At 60.6% G+C, this 15,917-nt stretch carries 14 protein-coding genes and 3 pseudogenes; 10 read left to right on the top strand and 7 right to left on the bottom strand.

What is annotated here, in order from left to right; translation table 11 throughout:
• Positions 1–47 precede the first annotated feature (47 nt).
• The 4 genes from ASD63_RS04450 to ASD63_RS04435 form a co-directional block, all read right to left on the bottom strand.
• Positions 48–323: a hypothetical protein gene (locus ASD63_RS04450; RefSeq protein ID WP_034799791.1), complete on the bottom strand. Its 276-nt coding sequence runs from the start codon at positions 321–323 to the stop codon at positions 48–50.
• 73 nt (positions 324–396) lie between these two features.
• Positions 397–777 (bottom strand): DUF6481 family protein, encoded by a 381-nt coding sequence (locus ASD63_RS04445; protein ID WP_060528806.1) that lies wholly within the window; start codon positions 775–777, stop codon positions 397–399.
• A 29-nt stretch (positions 778–806) separates the two neighbouring features.
• Positions 807–1,031 carry a hypothetical protein gene (locus ASD63_RS04440; protein WP_034806064.1) on the bottom strand — a complete coding sequence of 75 codons (225 nt, stop codon included), beginning with the start codon at positions 1,029–1,031 and terminating at the stop codon, positions 807–809.
• Positions 1,032–1,150: 119 nt separating this feature from the next.
• On the bottom strand, positions 1,151–1,360 hold the full coding sequence (locus ASD63_RS04435; protein ID WP_034806062.1) for a cold-shock protein: 210 nt from the start codon (positions 1,358–1,360) through the stop codon (positions 1,151–1,153).
• A 737-nt stretch (positions 1,361–2,097) separates the two neighbouring features.
• Between ASD63_RS04435 and ASD63_RS04430 the strand changes: the two genes are divergently transcribed.
• The 7 genes and pseudogenes from ASD63_RS04430 (at position 2,098) to ASD63_RS04405 (ending at position 12,822) form a co-directional block, all read left to right on the top strand.
• Positions 2,098–2,769 carry a CBS domain-containing protein gene (locus ASD63_RS04430; RefSeq protein WP_060528873.1) on the top strand — a complete coding sequence of 224 codons (672 nt, stop codon included), beginning with the start codon at positions 2,098–2,100 and terminating at the stop codon, positions 2,767–2,769.
• Positions 2,770–2,866: 97 nt separating this feature from the next.
• A complete protein-coding gene (locus ASD63_RS33890) occupies positions 2,867–3,487 on the top strand; it encodes a hypothetical protein (RefSeq protein WP_082572768.1) in 621 nt (206 codons plus the stop codon).
• A pseudogene (locus ASD63_RS04425) lies at positions 3,481–5,751 on the top strand (phosphoketolase family protein); the annotation flags it as partial. The gene ASD63_RS33890 and the pseudogene ASD63_RS04425, both read left to right, overlap by 7 nt.
• Positions 5,752–5,772: 21 nt before the next feature.
• Positions 5,773–9,621, top strand: coding sequence for a glycosyl transferase (locus ASD63_RS04420; protein ID WP_060528805.1), 3,849 nt, complete (start codon positions 5,773–5,775; stop codon positions 9,619–9,621).
• Positions 9,622–9,628: 7 nt separating this feature from the next.
• Positions 9,629–10,678, top strand: a pseudogene (locus ASD63_RS04415) (glucoamylase family protein); the annotation flags it as partial.
• Position 10,679: 1 nt separating this feature from the next.
• Positions 10,680–11,123 (top strand): annotated as a pseudogene (locus ASD63_RS04410) (glucoamylase family protein); the annotation flags it as partial.
• 25 nt (positions 11,124–11,148) lie between these two features.
• Positions 11,149–12,822 carry an SbmA/BacA-like family transporter gene (locus ASD63_RS04405; protein ID WP_034794286.1) on the top strand — a complete coding sequence of 558 codons (1,674 nt, stop codon included), beginning with the start codon at positions 11,149–11,151 and terminating at the stop codon, positions 12,820–12,822.
• Positions 12,823–12,912: 90 nt separating this feature from the next.
• Here the strand turns inward: ASD63_RS04405 and ASD63_RS36555 are convergent, their stop codons facing one another.
• Complete coding sequence (locus ASD63_RS36555) at positions 12,913–13,038, bottom strand: hypothetical protein (protein WP_255380881.1); 126 nt, start codon at positions 13,036–13,038, stop codon at positions 12,913–12,915.
• 193 nt (positions 13,039–13,231) lie between these two features.
• On the bottom strand, positions 13,232–13,474 hold the full coding sequence (locus ASD63_RS04400) for a hypothetical protein (RefSeq protein ID WP_034794289.1): 243 nt from the start codon (positions 13,472–13,474) through the stop codon (positions 13,232–13,234).
• Positions 13,475–13,701: 227 nt separating this feature from the next.
• Here ASD63_RS04400 and ASD63_RS04395 point away from each other — a divergent pair, with 227 nt between their 5' ends.
• Both ASD63_RS04395 and ASD63_RS04390 read left to right on the top strand, forming a co-directional pair.
• Positions 13,702–14,616, top strand: coding sequence for a J domain-containing protein (locus tag ASD63_RS04395; RefSeq protein WP_060528803.1), 915 nt, complete (start codon positions 13,702–13,704; stop codon positions 14,614–14,616).
• Positions 14,617–14,619: 3 nt separating this feature from the next.
• Positions 14,620–14,934, top strand: a complete 315-nt coding sequence (locus ASD63_RS04390; RefSeq protein WP_034794294.1) for a chaperone modulator CbpM — start codon at positions 14,620–14,622, stop codon at positions 14,932–14,934.
• Here ASD63_RS04390 and ASD63_RS04385 read toward each other — a convergent pair.
• Positions 14,931–15,359 carry a nuclear transport factor 2 family protein gene (locus ASD63_RS04385; protein WP_034794296.1) on the bottom strand — a complete coding sequence of 143 codons (429 nt, stop codon included), beginning with the start codon at positions 15,357–15,359 and terminating at the stop codon, positions 14,931–14,933. The genes ASD63_RS04390 and ASD63_RS04385 overlap by 4 nt on opposite strands.
• Before the next feature lie 199 nt (positions 15,360–15,558).
• Between ASD63_RS04385 and ASD63_RS04380 the strand changes: the two genes are divergently transcribed.
• Positions 15,559–15,915, top strand: coding sequence for a hypothetical protein (locus tag ASD63_RS04380; protein WP_034794298.1), 357 nt, complete (start codon positions 15,559–15,561; stop codon positions 15,913–15,915).
• Positions 15,916–15,917: the final 2 nt, after the last annotated feature.

Raw genomic sequence — 15,917 nt, 5'->3', positions numbered from 1 at the left:
GATGAAGCAACGTGACATCGCTGATCGCGGCGAGCGTATGCATCCAGTCAGGCTCGGTCGTACGTAAAGGATGTCAGCAAGGTGGTTACGAAATTGCTCGCCCGTTCCTTGACGAGCACCTCGGTCCACTCATTGGTTCCTCGAAGCCTTAGATCGGTGTAGATGCTGTCGACGGCGGCCTCTTCGATGCGTTTGATGTGCGCCTTGAAATTTGCCTCGCCGCCGGCATGGTACATGTCCCGTATAACCATGCGCAGGATTTCTTGGATTGCGATTTGCCACGACGTGTTGATCGCCTGGAGTTCATTCGCATCCGGTGCCATCGGCGTTCCCTTTCGTATTGAGTGTCCCGAGCATGACATCGCCATGCTGTCGGGTAACGGCGCAACGGAAAAATTATCCTTGTCTTGCCTTGCGATTGGCATAGCGCCTGTCGCGGTTGGCCTTTCGCACCGCCTCATCTTCGATCACCCGCGCTATACGCGCGTTTTCGGCGATCGCCCGCGCTTCGGTTTCGGCGGCTGCTGCCGCCTCAACGGCTGCCTGCCGCTCTGTCGCCTCGGTCTCGATACGCTTTTGTTCCTCAAGCTTCAGACGCTCGCGTTCAACGCGCCGCTCTTCACGAGCGGTGGAAAGGGCTTCGCGCTCGGCCTGCCTTGCCATCCTCCCTGGTTCTGCTGCAGTCCTTGCCGCTCGGTAGGCGTTCAAGAGAGCAGCTTTGGCGTCTGCCGATGCGGCTCGGCGGTCGGAGATTTCGTTTTTTCCGGCGTTCTTCATTCGTATCCCAATAGTAAGTGCGTCAGAGATCAGCGTGTGTTGGCGCGTTTGGCGATAAGGTTGCGTGTCGCCGACAAGCGGTCGGCCAACTCCTTTGCAAGGCGTTCCTCTCGAAGCCGGAGAGTCTTGGCATCCCGGGCCTGAGCAACGGATTCCACCTCTTCCATCGCGTTGTTTTTGGAGAAGAACTGCGTCTGGACTTTCATGAAGGCGATCTCCGCCTGCTGACGGGATTTGCTATGTGCTTCTATCATTGGAACCTCAACTAGTTCGGCGTGGCGAACAAAAAAGGCCAGGCGAAACGCCCGGCCTTGTTGAAACTGCTTCCGGCAATGCCAGTACATCCGTGGTCAAAGGGAAGCAAATCTCAATTTTAGGCAGACTGCAGATTGGTAGCAGACATCTTGCCCGACTTATTGTCGCGCTCGAGCTCGAAGCCGATCTTTTGCCCTTCGACGAGTTCGCGCATTCCAGCGCGCTCGACGGCGGAGATGTGCACGAACGCGTCTGCGCCACCGTTATCAGGCTGGATGAAGCCGAAGCCCTTGGTGGAGTTGAACCATTTTACTGTGCCTGTGGTCATGATGAACCCTTTCAAAGCATAGAGTGAGGGACCGCTCAGCCTATGCTAAGCAGGTGGAAACCGACTGTTTTTGAAAGGGAAGTTCGCTTAAAGCGCGGTGCCAATCGCGCGGTAGACAAAGCTCGGCAAGCAAAAGATCGATGCCGCATCTATAAGTGACTTGGATTGGCGCGTCAACGATTAGTTTTCTAAGATGCAGTATTCACCCTGTGATTGTACTCATGTCATCGTGGCGCGAGCGAAGGCGCGCTTGCACCGGCCGTGCGACAGCGTCTGCGGTCACGGTGGGACAATAATTGATGGCACGCCAACGCATCAAGCGTGTTATAGCACGCGACACCGTGCCTGGGCTGATGAAAACGTACCGGAAACTCGGCCTGTCGTTCTGGCACTCTCTCGGCGATCGCCTCGGCCTCGATGGTCATCCCGCCGCTCGCCACCCTTGTCGGTACGGCCGGGCGTGCTCGCCCCCCTCCCGATAGCCGCATTGGGCCGATCTGCGGGTGGCGATCCGTTTGCCACCATACGCTCACATAAACCCGAGAGAGGGATCCGCGCGGGATCGGGCGTGTCGGCCCCTAATCGAGAACTGAAGCCACTGGACGACGAAACAAAAGGCCCCAGATCCGAACCAGGTAGAATGAGGGGCCGGAAACCAACAGGTTGTCGAACTGCCATGATAGGTTTACCTTATGCCCGCTGGTGACGGTGCCAAGTCCTTTTGGAGCGGGATCGACATGCGTGTCAAAGATGTAATGACGACGTCAGTCGTCAAGCTGTCTCCTGACAACGGCGTCCGGCAGGCAGCCCGGATCATGCTCGACAATCGTATCAGCGGCCTTCCCGTGGTCGACGATGATGGAGCCCTGGTGGGTGTCATCAGTGAAGGCGATCTCATTCGCCGGACCGAACTTGGCGGCGGCATGCCGGTTGCCGATCCGACCGAGGCCGAGGATGAACGGGCCAGCGCCTATGTGCGCCGGTCCTCCTGGAGGGTTGGTGACGCCATGACCGCCGATCCTGTCACGATCGACGAGAACGCGTCCGTCGAGCGCGTCGCAGTGCTGATGCAGGAACGCAGCATCAAGCGCATTCCTGTCTTGAAGGATGGCCGCCTTGTCGGGGTCGTCAGCCGCGCAGACCTTTTGCAGGCAATCGTCACAGCCAGTCAGGACGAGACAGCGGCTGGCGACGAAGCCATCCAGCGCAGCATTCTCGTCCGCCTTAACGAAAACACCGGGCTTGAAGGCCTGGACATAAAGGTCGCGGTGTCCGATGGCATCGTGCATCTCTGGGGCCATGTCGATACGAAGGATTGCAGAAGGGCCGCGCGGATTCTTGCCGAAAGCGTTCGCGGCGTCCGGGGTGTGGTCGAGCATTACGCTGAATCGGATCTGCAACAGCCCTGATCCGAGACTCTGCGGCGGCGCGTCTCCTCCACCCGCAGACTGTGAACTGCACAAATAGGCCGTGTCGTTGCCGAAATGGCGGCCTTGCAACGGACGGATGACTGCGGCGAGCGACAGCAGACCGGCAAAGGTTTCAAGCACATGTCTTATCGATCGGGAGGCTCAGATGGTTTCGCCTGAAACAGCATCGATGAAAGAGACGGCATCCGGAAAATCAGCAGCACCGTTRTCGGCCGACGAACTCCGCCTGATGGACGCCTATTGGCGCGCTTCGAACTATCTGTCGGTCGGGCAGATCTATCTGCTCGACAATCCGCTTCTGCGCGARCCGCTGAAGCGCGAGCACATCAAGCCGCGCCTGCTCGGCCATTGGGGCACGTCGCCGGGCCTCAACATGCTCTACGTGCATCTCAATCGCGTCATCAAACGTGACGACCTCGACATGATCTATATCATCGGTCCCGGCCATGGCGGGCCGTCTCTGGTGGCGCATGCCTATTTGGAAGGGACCTATACGGAGTTCTATCCGAACATCGCCGAAGACGCCGAAGGCATGCAGCGGCTGTTCAAGCAGTTCAGCTTTCCCGGCGGCATCCCGAGCCATGTGGCGCCGGAAACGCCCGGCAGCATCCATGAGGGCGGCGAGCTTGGTTATGCGCTCAGCCACGCCTATGGTGCCGCCTTCGACAATCCCAATCTGGTCGTTGCCTGCCGCTGAAGCGCGAGCACATCAAGCCGCGCCTGCTCGGCCATTGGGGCACGTCGCCGGGCCTCAACATGCTCTACGTGCATCTCAATCGCGTCATCAAACGCGACGACCTCGACATGATCTACATCATCGGTCCCGGCCATGGCGGGCCGTCTCTGGTGGCGCATGCCTATCTGGAAGGGACCTACACGGAGTTTTATCCGAACATCGCCGAAGACGCCGAAGGCATGCAGCGGCTGTTCAAGCAGTTCAGCTTTCCCGGCGGCATCCCGAGCCATGTGGCGCCGGAAACGCCCGGCAGCATCCATGAGGGCGGCGAGCTTGGTTATGCGCTCAGCCACGCCTATGGYGCCGCCTTCGACAATCCCAATCTGGTCGTTGCYTGCATCGTCGGCGATGGCGAGGCCGAGACCGGGCCGCTTGCGACSGGCTGGCAGAGCAACAAGTTCCTCAACCCTGCCCGCGACGGCTGTGTTCTGCCGATCCTGCACCTGAACGGCTACAAGATCGCCAATCCCTGCTTCCTCGCCCGCATTCCGCACGACGAGCTGAAGAAGTTCTTCGAGGGCATGGGCTACAAACCCTATTTCGTCGAAGGGCATGATCCGGCAAAGGTCCACCAGCAACTGGCAGACGTGCTCGATACGGCGACGGCCGAAATCCGGCAGATTTGGGACGATGCCCGCATCAGGGGCAATCTGAAGCGCCCGGCCTGGCCGATGATCATCTTCCGCACGCCAAAGGGCTGGACCTGCCCGCCGGAAATCGACGGCAAGAAATGCGAGGACTACTGGCGCGCGCACCAGGTGCCGATGGGCGAGATGGACAAGCCCGAGCACATCCGCATCCTCGAACAATGGATGAAGAGCTATCGCCCGGAAGAACTYTTCAGTGACGAGGGCCGGCTGAAGCCCGAGATCGCGGCGCTCGCCCCATCSGGACATCGCCGCATGAGCGACAATCCGCATGCAAACGGCGGCCTGCTGTTGCGCGACCTGAAAATGCCGGGCTTCCGGGACTACGCCGTCGACGTTCCGAGCCCGGGTGCCACGACCGTGGAAGCGGCGCGCGTGATGGGCAAGTTCCTGCGCGACGTGATGAAGAACAACATGGACGCGAAGAACTTCCGGCTGTTCAGCCCGGACGAAAACAACTCCAACCGATGGCAGGAYGTGCTCGAGGTCACCGACCGCTGCTACATGGCCGAGATCTATCCCGAGGACGATCACCTCTCACCGGATGGCCGCATCATGGAAGTCTTGAGCGAGCAYCAATGCCAGGGTTGGCTTGAAGGCTATCTCTTGACCGGGCGCCAYGGCTTCTTCTCCTGCTACGAAGCCTTCATCCACATCATCGATTCCATGTTCAACCAGCACGCCAAGTGGCTGAAGGTCTGCAATGAGATCCCCTGGCGCCGGCCGGTCGCGTCGCTCAATTATTTCCTGAGCTCCCATGTCTGGCGGCAGGATCACAACGGTTTCAGCCATCAGGATCCGGGCTTCATTGATCATGTCGTCAACAAGAAGGCTGAGGTCGTCCGCGTCTACCTGCCGCCGGATGCCAATACGCTGCTGTCGGTCACCGACCATTGCCTGCGCAGCCGCAACTACGTCAACGTCGTCGTCGCCGGCAAGCAGCCGGGCCCACAATGGCTGACGATGGAACAGGCCGTGCGCCATTGCAGCATGGGTGTGAGCATCTGGGACTGGGCCAGCAACGACGCCAACAGTGAGCCGGACGTCGTCATGGCCTGCTGCGGCGACACTCCGACGCTGGAAACCCTCGCCGCCGTCCAGCTGCTGCGCGAGCATCTGCCTGAAGTGAAGGTCCGGGTCGTCAACGTCGTCAACCTGATGAAGCTGCAGCCGGCGGAAGAACACCCGCATGGCCTTTCGGACAGCGACTTTGATGGCATCTTCACAAGGGACAAGCCGATCATCTTTGCGTTCCACGGCTACCCGTGGCTGATCCATCGCCTCACCTATCGCCGCACCAATCACGGCAACCTGCATGTTCGCGGCTACAAGGAAGAAGGCACGACCACGACACCGTTCGACATGGTGGTGCTGAACGAACTCGACCGCTTCCACCTGGCCGGCGATGCCATCGATCGCCTGCCGCAGCTCGGCGCGCGGGCGGCCTACTTCAAGCAGGCGATCCAGGCCAAGCTGATCCATGGCGACGACATGCCCTCGATCAGCGGCTGGAAATGGGGCGTTAACGGGGCGCAGCCTGCCAAGGCTGGGACATCGACCGAAGGGGACAATGTCTAGCCCCCATCAAGGATCGATCTGATGGTCCGGCCAGTTGACACGATCGACATCAGTACGACACGTCTGGCAGGCGTGCCTCCTGACACGACCCTGCTTTCGAATGGGCACTACAACGTCCTTCTGACAGAGGCCGGCGCCGGGTATGAAACCTGGCGCGGCCTCGACATCACGCGTTGGCGTGAGGACGTCACGCGCGATTGCTGGGGCCAGTTCTGCTACGTCCGCGACCTTGAGAGCGGCGAGGTCTGGACGATTGGCCGGCAGCCGATTTGCCATCCGGAGGCGATCTACGAACACACGTTTCACGGAGATCGTGCCGAGTATCGCTGTTTGCTCGGAGACATCGAAATTCAATGGGCGGTGTCGGTTGCACAGGACTGCGATGCTGAAGTGCGCTTGCTGAAACTCAGCAACAAAGGTGAGAAAGCGCGAAAGCTTGAACTGACAAGCTATTGCGAAGTCTGCCTGAATGGCCGAAGCGCCGATAGCGCACATCCGGCATTTGCCAAGCTTTTCATCGAAACCTGGTTCGATACCGAAACAAGCGCATTGTTCGCACGGCGCAGGCCGCGCAGCGCATCGGAGCGCCCCATCTGGGCGGTACATGTGTCTGCGTCAAGCCGCCAAGTCCATGCGGTGGAATATGAAACGGACCGCTACAGATTTCTTGGCCGACGGCGGACGCCTTCAAATCCTGGCGCTCTGGGGCCGGGGAGCCGCTTATCTGGGACGACGGGTCCCGTGCTCGACCCTATCTTCAGCATGCGCCGCACAGTCGATCTGGAACCCTCCGGAACGGGACTGATCGCGTTCGTGACAGGCGCAGCGGACAGTGAGGCAGGCGCTACCATAATAGCCAGCCGCTTCACTCATATCGACGCCGCGCGTCAAGCGTTACAAGAGAGGGAGAAACACACTGAAGACCCGCCTTGGTCCCCGTCTCTTCAAGACTTGGCCGTCTACGACCGGCTCCTAGCATATCTGGCATTCGGTGTTGCCGGCTTAAGGGAAGGCAGCACACCCGACACAAGACGACTGAACCGCGACGACTTGGGATCGGCGGGACTGTCGGGAGCCGTCCCAATTCTTCTGCTGCGTATCGACAAAACAGACAAGGAATCCCTCGTCGACAATGTCATCAATGCCCACGCATTCCTTGCCAGTCGCGGATTTCCTTTCGATCTCGCAGTCCTTGATGAAAGGCAGGCCAGTGGAAGCTTAAAGCTGAGCGCCGATGCGGCGGTCCATGTGGAGCAAACCCTCGGCAAAGCCGGGGGGATTCATTTCCCACCCAGGGCGAGTGTCTCGTCCGATGCAGAAAATGCGATCACGGCCGCCGCGCGCCTCGTCCTTTGTTGCAGCCAAGGATCCCTTGCGGATCAACTTTCGGCGAGATCGACCACCACTTTTTCCACGAACAAGACCATGACGAATGTCTCTGTCTCGCACGAAAAGCGTCACGAGGCACCACGAGCTAACCTGCTTTTTTGGAATGGCCGCGGCGGGTTTACCAAAGACGGGCGCGAATATGTGATCGCAGGCGACGCGACGCCAACACCGTGGTGCAACGTCCTTGCCAATAGCGCGTTTGGCTGCCTGACAAGCGATAGCGGCCTTGGCTACACCTGGGCGGGCAACAGCCAATTGAACAGGCTCACGCCTTGGTCAAACGACCCGGTTTCGGACCCGCCGAGTGAAGTTGTCTACCTGCGAGATGAACAGACCGCCGAGCTGTGGACGCCGACACCTTTGCCGCTCGGCCCGGCATCGACCACAAGAACGAGGCATGGCCAAGGTTACACGTGTTATGAAAGCAGTCGCGGGCCACTACACCATGAAATGACCGTGCACGTCCCGGCCGCGGGAGCGATCAAGGTCATCCGTCTTGCCATTCGCAACGACGGAAAACGACTTCGCCGCCTTACCGCCACCTATTTCGTTGAATGGGTCCTCGGCACACTGCGCGAAAGCGCGCAGTCCCGGGTCGAATGCGAATTTGACAGCGAGATTGGTGCCGTCGTTGCCCGGAACATCTGGAAGGGCGATTTTTCCGGCACGCTCGCATTCGCCGCTTCAAGCGCGCCTGTCCGGTCGTTCACATGTAATCGGCGCGCGTTCCTCGGCAGAAACGGTTCCATCGCTCAGCCGGTGGGATTGGAAGGCTTCGATCTCGGGGGGCATACCGGCTCTCTGCTCGACCCCTGCGCGGCCCTCATGGTCAGCGTTTCAGTACCACCGTCCGAGACCGTCGAGCTGGTATTCGTGCTCGGGCAGGCCGAAAACCGCGCGGAAACGCACAGGCTCGTGCGCGAACATGCCGAACCGAAGGCGGCCAGGAAGGCGCTGGCAGCCGTTTCACAATATTGGGATCAGCTGCTGAACTCCGTCACGGTTCGAACGCCAGACATAGCCTTCAACCTGATGATGAACCGCTGGTTGCTCTATCAGGTGTTGGCTTGCCGTATCTGGGCGCGAACAGGGTTTTACCAGTCCGGTGGCGCCTACGGATTTCGCGACCAACTCCAGGACGTGGCAACCCTCGTCCATTGCGCACCCGATGAGGCGCGAGCGCACATTCTTCGAGCCGCCTCGCGCCAGTTTTCCGAGGGAGACGTTCAACACTGGTGGCATCCGCCATCGGGTGCCGGCGTGCGCACACGCATGACGGACGACCTCTACTTTCTGCCCTACGTCGTCCATCACTACGTATCGGTCTCCGGAGACTATGGGCTCCTGAGTGAGCAGGTTCGTTTCCTCGTCTCGCCGCCTCTAACGGACGATGAGGAGGAGCGCTACGAGGTGCCTCCGGCCAGCCAGGAAAGCGGGACCGTCTATGAGCACTGCTGTCGAGCGCTGGACCGAGGTCTGAGGCTAGGCAGCCACGGGCTTCCGCTTATGGGAACGGGCGACTGGAACGACGGCATGAACCGAGTCGGCGCGGAAGGCAAAGGCGAGAGTGTATGGAACGGGTGGTTCTTTCTGACGGTCCTTCAATCTTTTGCAGCCATCGCTTCGGCGATGGCTGATGAGGAACGAGCCAAATGGTGCAAAGAGCGCGCCGAGACCCTGCGCATGTCCTTGGAGACCCACGCCTGGGATGGCGGCTGGTATCGCCGCGCCTACTTCGACGATGGCACGCCTCTCGGGTCCCAGTTGAATGACGAGTGCCAGATCGATGCGATCCCACAGGCCTGGGCAGTTATCTCGGGTGTTGCAGATGCCAAGCGTGGCGCGCAGGCAATGCGCGCGGTTTGGGAACGGCTCGTTCGTACCGATAACGGTTTGATACAGCTTTTCGACCCACCCTTTGACAAGGGCCCGCTGCAGCCCGGCTACATAAAGGGCTATGTGCCCGGAATTCGGGAGAACGGCGGCCAGTACACCCACGCGGCCACGTGGGTGGCGCTGGCGACCGCATTGCTGGGGGATGGCGATCGGGCATTTCAACTCTGGAGCATGCTCAATCCGATCAACCATGCCCTGTCACCCAAAGACACCGACCGCTACATGGTCGAGCCCTACGTTGTCAGTGCCGACGTTTATGGCGCCGCTCCTCACACAGGCCGCGGTGGCTGGACGTGGTATACGGGATCTGCGGGCTGGCTGTACCGGGTCGGCCTTGAGGCCATTCTCGGCATTCGACGTCAGGGCCGCCGGCTTTTTGTCGAGCCATGCATTCCCGTCGGGTGGTCAACATTCGACGTGGATTTTCGCCATGGAAGGTCGACTTACCGCATCAAGGTGAGCCGAGATACCAAACGAGCAAAAGACCACTATGCACTGAGCCTCGATGGTAAGAAGGTTGCTGACCGAAGTGTTCCACTCGTGGATGACGGACGAGATCACGACGTCCTTCTCGTGGTGGCCTAACCATGCCATGTCGGAATTGCTGTCGACAGATCCCGAACTGAACCGCATGCCGACCGAGCAGGATCTTGCCCGGTTGCAGTTCACGACGCTGCTCTACTATCTCCACTGCACCAACCCGGACAACGGCCTGGTCCGTGACAAGACGCAGGAAGACGCGCCCGCAAGCATCGCCGCGGTCGGCATGGCGCTCGCGACGATCCCGGTGTTGGTCGAGCGCGGCATCGTCATCCGCAAGTTTGCCGCAAAGATCGCGCGTCGGCGCTTGCAGTTTCTCCTGGAGTGCCCGCAGGGACCGGAACCCGACGCCTCCGGCTACAAGGGCTTCTTCTACCACTTCCTCGAYATCGAGACCGGCAGGCGCGTTTGGGAGTGCGAGCTTTCGACGATCGACTCCGCCTTTCTTTTCGCGGGYGCTCTGACAGTGGCCGCSTATTTCGACGGCGATGGCGCCGAAGAAGTTGAAATCCGCAGGGTGGCAAACGCGCTCTATGAACGGGCCGACTGGAACTGGGCCTGCGATCACGGGCTGACGCTCACCCACGGCTGGCGGCCGGAAAACGGCTTCATCCCCTATCGCTGGCGCGGCTACGACGAGGGCCTGCTCCTCTACATCCTCGGMCTCGGCTCACCGACCCACCCRCTCCCGCCGGAAGCCTATGCSGCCTACACCGCAAGCTACGACTGGCGGAACCTTTACGGGCGCGAATTGCTCTATTCGGGACCGCTCTTCACCCACCARCTCTCGCATATGTGGGTCGATTTCCGCGGCATCCGCGACGAATTCATGCGCGAGCACAACAGCGACTATTTCCAGAACAGTCGCCACGCGACCTTCGTCCAGCAGGAATATGCCATCCGCAACCCGCTGAATTTCGTCGGCTACGGCGAGCATTGCTGGGGCTTCACCGCAAGCGACGGTCCCGGCTGGACCAAGCGCACGGTGAACGGTGTCAAGCGGGAGTTCTTCGACTACATCGCCCGCGGCGCCCCCTTCGGTCCTGACGATGGGACCGTGTCGCCCTGGGCAGTCGTCGCCTCCCTGCCCTTCGCGCCGGACCGGCGAGCATTGCTGGGGCTTCACCGCAAGCGACGGTCCCGGCTGGACCAAGCGCACGGTGAACGGTGTCGAGCGGGAGTTCTTCGACTACATCGCCCGCGGCGCCCCCTTCGGTCCTGACGATGGGACCGTGTCGCCCTGGGCAGTCGTCGCCTCCCTGCCCTTCGCGCCGGAAATCGTCATTCCGACGGTCTGGAATTGTGCCCGTATGAATCTCGGCATGACCAGGCTTTACGGCTTCAGGCCCTCCTTCAACCGCAGCTTTCCGGCGGAAGGAACCGAATCCGGCTGGTGGGTCAGCCCCTATCATTTCGGCATCGACCAAGGCCCCGTGGTGCTGATGATCGAGAACTACAGGACCGGCCTGCTGTGGAACATCATGCGCCGCTGCGAGCCGATGGTGGTGGGATTGCGACGGGCAGGCTTCTCCGGCGGCTGGCTCTGACGGCCAAAGCAACAAAGGTACTCTGATGGACAGCCAGCCAGTGCCGATCAGAACAACCGCACTTCGCTTCGCACGGGCTGTCCGGATGCTGCTGACCTCCGAGGTCGGAGGCCGTGCCAAGTTGATGTTTGCCGGGCTTATTGCGCTGCTTTTCGGTCTGAACGGCCTCAACGTCGTCAACAACTACGTCGGCCGAAACTTTATGACGGCGATCGCCGAGCGCCAGATGAACGAGTTCATTCAGCAAGCGGTTTTCTACGTCTGCGTCTTTGCCGTTCTCACCGTCACCGGTGTTATCGCACGTTTTGTCGAAGAACGGCTGGCGCTGCTGTGGCGTGAATTCATGACGAGACGCGCCGTCGATCTCTATTTGGAGGAGGAGACCTATTATCGCGTGGAAGTCTCGGGGACGCTAAGCAATCCGGACCAGCGGATATCGGAGGACATCCAGGCGTTCACCGTCACCACGCTTTCCTACATCATCATGCTGTTCAGCAGCACGCTGACGGTGGTGACGTTCTCAGGCGTGCTCTGGTCGATCAGCCCGCTGCTGTTTGTCGTCGCTGTTTTCTATGCCGCCTGCGGCTCGTATATGACGATCGTGCTCGGTCGGCCGCTGATCGGCCTGAACTATGAGCGGCTCGACAGGGAGGCGAACTTGAGGTCGAGCCTCATGCACCTGCGCGAAAACGCAGAAGCGGTGATGGTGACCAGCGTCGAGGGGCAGCAGAAGACGCGATTGCTAGATCGCCTCGATGCCTTGGTCGTCAACATCCTGACGATTACCGCCGTCAATCGCAACCTGGCCTTTTTTACCAGCGGCTACAACTGGATGATCCAGATCATCCCGGATTTGATCATCGCTCCGGCTTTCATGCGCGGCGAAATCGAGTTTGGGGTGATTACCCAATCAGGTGCAGCCTTCGCCATGCTTGTCGGCGCATTCTCGCTGATCGTCAGGCAGTTCAACTCGATCTCGAATTTCGCCGTCGTCGTTTCTCGACTGAGCGCCTTGCTGGAGGCGATCGAGGAAAGCCGAAAAAGCAGCGTCTCGAGCATCGAACTGGTGAAGCAAGACGGCGATCTGGCCTTTGACCAGGTAACGCTGGGATCGGCAGTCACCCACCCATTGCTTCGCGATCTGTCGCTGTCGATCCCAATGGGAACGCCTGTGCTGATCTCAGGGCCGCATGCGGCCGCGGGGGCTGCGCTCTTCCGGGCCACCGCGGGAATTCCGACCCCCGGCACCGGGCGGATCGAGCGCCCGGAAAGTCTGATGTTTCTGCCGCAACGACCCTATCTGCCGCCGGGTCCTCTTCGGCAATATCTTCTGCCGCCTGGAAGTTCCGAAGGCATCTCCGATAGCCAGGTGCTCAATGTCTTGCGCAGCCTCGGTCTCGATGGGCTCGCCGATGGCGCCGAGGGGCTGGAGAAGGAACAGGATCGGGATATGTCCTTGGGCGACCAGCAGCTCCTGGCCCTCGCCAAGGTGCTTCTCGCCAGGCCACGGTATGTGTTTCTCGACCGGATCGAGGCAACGCTTGGTCGTGAGGCCTTGCGCAACACCCTGAGCCTTCTCCGCCAGAGTTCGATCACCTGCATCAACAACGGCGAGGAAGGCGATACACGCGACCTTTACGGCGCCTTCCTGGATTGCCGGGAGGATGGCAGCTGGACGTGGAAAGACGATCGGACTTGATCAGCCCCATCCCGGCACGCACTCAAGGCCGAGACCTGACCGGCATGCCCCGCCGAGCGATCGCCCGATGACCGATTCTGACGCCGGCACCTACCGCGGCGCGACGATGCCCTGGTAGTAGTCGCCATCACCGCCGACGACCCGCGGCGGACCATTGTAGGTTTGTGAACAGGCGGCCAGCGTGGTGAGCGCAAGCAACAATACGATCGTTCTCATGAAGTCCCCTTCTGGCCTGCATGCCGGCTATGTCCTTGAGACTTGGGAGAATCTGAGGCGGAGCCGGTTAGAAAACAAGTACTAAAATGGTGGTATAACAAAATCTATGATCGTTGAAGATGCAATCTTCAACGATTGCCGCCCGCTATGGGGCGGCAATCCGGACACGGTCAACAATGGATGAAAAGGTCGCCTAGATCGGGCGCTGCCGGTTGGTCTGTTCGCGCTCTCTCCAGTACTGCAGCCGAAGTCGCGGCGCCATGATCCAGGCGATGAACGGCGTGACGAGGAAACAGCTGACGACCACGATCGGGATCGCATATTTGGCGTTGGCCGTGAGGGCCGGTACCGACAGAACGATCAGGATCCCGATGGCGAACACGATGGCGTTGATCATCAGGCCGACCATGATCGCGAGTTGCAGGCGGACGGACATTTCGACCTCCCGAAGCTTCGGGGCGCTACGCCCCTTAAGCGTGCATTTGCGCGGCGGATTGTAGCAGACCGCTCTCATTCGCGAAATGGTGGAGTTCGCGCGGCGTCTCGCCCCTGTTGCGGGCGCAAATCTGCTCTATGCTTTTAGGCGAGCGATTGAAGACGCACGCGCCGGCCCGGCAAGGCTCGGGGAACGTGGTCGATCCGCGCTCGCCCAAAGGAGATCGCATGACGAGCCCATACGAAACGCTCGGTGTCAGCCGCGACGCGACGCAAAAGGACATCCAGAGCGCCTATCGCAAGCTTGCCAAGAAGCTGCACCCGGATCTCAATCCGGGAGACAAGGGCGCGGAGGACCGCTTCAAGGCGGTTTCAGCGGCCTATTCCTTGCTTGGAGACGAAGACAAACGCGGAAAATACGACCGCGGAGAGATCGACGGGACCGGAGCGGAAACGCCGCCCCGGCACTACTACCGCGACTATGCCCAATCAGGCGATGCGGGGGCACGTTACGAAAGCGCGCATGGCTTTTCTGATTTTGCCGAAGCGGACGATATCTTTTCGAGCTTCTTTTCACGGCGCGCGGGCGGGCAGCAGCAGCGCCAGCGCGGTCGCGATACCCATTTCTCGATGGAGATCGCATTTCTCGACGCGGCGAACGGCACCAAGACCCAGATCACCCTGCCCGGCGGCGGACCGGCGCTCGACCTGACCATTCCGCCCGGCACGCGCGATGGCCAGACGCTGAGGCTGCGCGGCAAGGGAGAACCGGGTCGCGACGGCGCACCGGCCGGCGACGCGCTGATCGACATTCGCGTCCGCCCGCATCCGCTCTTTGCCACGGATGGTGACGACGTGCGCTACGAGGTGCCGATATCGCTGAGCGAGGCCGTGCTCGGCGGCAAGATCCGCGTTCCGACGATCGATGGTGCCGTGAACATTTCGATTGCTCCGCACACCAACACGGGCAAGACACTGCGGCTGAAGGGCAAGGGACTGCACAAGCCGGGCGGTGGCCATGGCGATGCTTATGTCAGCCTGAAGATCGTGCTGCCGCAGGCCCCCGACCCGGCGCTTTCCGCCTTCGTCGAAGGCTGGGCCGCCGGCAAGACGGAAGATCCGCGCAAGGGCATGGGAGGATGACCTATGAACGACTGTGAATTTTGCGAACATCTCGATATCGAGGTCAAGGTTCTGCGCATCTGGGTCGAGCAGCGCTGGCTGATGCCCCAGGAGGCTGACGCCGGCTGGCTGTTCGAGGATGCCGACCTTGCGCGCGCGCGTCTGATCCAGGATCTGACGGGCCCCATGGGGGTCAATGACAACGGCGTCGACGTGGCCATGCAACTGCTCGACCAGGTCCACAGCCTACGGGGTCGCCTAGCGGTGTTGATGAACGCCATTCGCTCCCAGGAGCCGGCGGTTCAAAAGCTCATCTTGTCGAGCGCCGAGGAGGATTAGGCGACGGCCGGCTCGTTCAGCAGCCCGACCGTTTCGGCGACAAACAGGGTATCGACGAACTCCGTAAGGTCGACGATCCGATCGTCCCGGAACGTGAACTTGTCGATGATCTCGGTTCGCTCGCGGGTCTGCGACGGGATGAAGCGAACAAAGCCGGCGCGGTGGACGATGACGGTATCGCCATCGGCATAGCAGCCGACCATCTCCATCTCGCTCAGGTCCCAGTTCTTGACGAGCGTCGTGAAACTGTCGCGCACTGTTTCCGGCGTGTTGACGGCCAGTGCCATCGTGCCGAGCCTGCCGCTTCCCACGATGCGGAAGCTGAAGTCCGGATCAAGTTGCGCCATCATGGTGTCGAGGTCGTTGACATCGCGGGCGAGATAAAGGGCCCGCACCCTGAATTCCAGCATGCTTCGCTCAGTCATGACAGCCTCCCCGTTTCTATTAGAACGAGTGTGTTTTAACTTTAGCGATCGCGCAAGTATTAGTGGTGTTCCGGCCCGCTTCGCACCGGTCGCAGTGACCATCGTTAGAGTTTTCCTAAAATGCAACCACCAGTTTTTACCCGCCTTCAGGTGAAACTGAGCGACAAGAATGGATTGCTAACGGGAAGGCAGAGAAAACGTGACACAGGTCGTCACAGTATCCGCAACGACGGCGGCTTATGCGGCAGAAGCGCTGAAGCCGTCTGCACGTGTGCGCGGCGACGGTCCGACCGATGAAGCGATCACGTTGCTCTCGGCGCGGCGCACCGAAGAGCCCAAGTTGACGCCGGTCTCGATCCCGAAGACCAAAGGCGCCCTGCCCCTCTCCTTCATGCTAGCCACGGCCGACGGCCGTCTGCCGGAGCGCTCGGAAGCCGAAGCCCTGCGCCGCTATCTCGAATTCATGCGCGATGACGACGGTGGTTCCGAGAAGCAGGAAAACGAAGGCCGGCAGGATGAGCCCGCCGGCCAGGAGGATGAAAGCGACGCCGCCTGAGG

Source organism: Ensifer sp. Root558, assembly GCF_001427045.1.
In the GTDB taxonomy this organism is placed as follows: domain Bacteria; phylum Pseudomonadota; class Alphaproteobacteria; order Rhizobiales; family Rhizobiaceae; genus Ensifer; species Ensifer adhaerens.
This window is presented reverse-complemented; position numbering and strand designations above follow the sequence as displayed.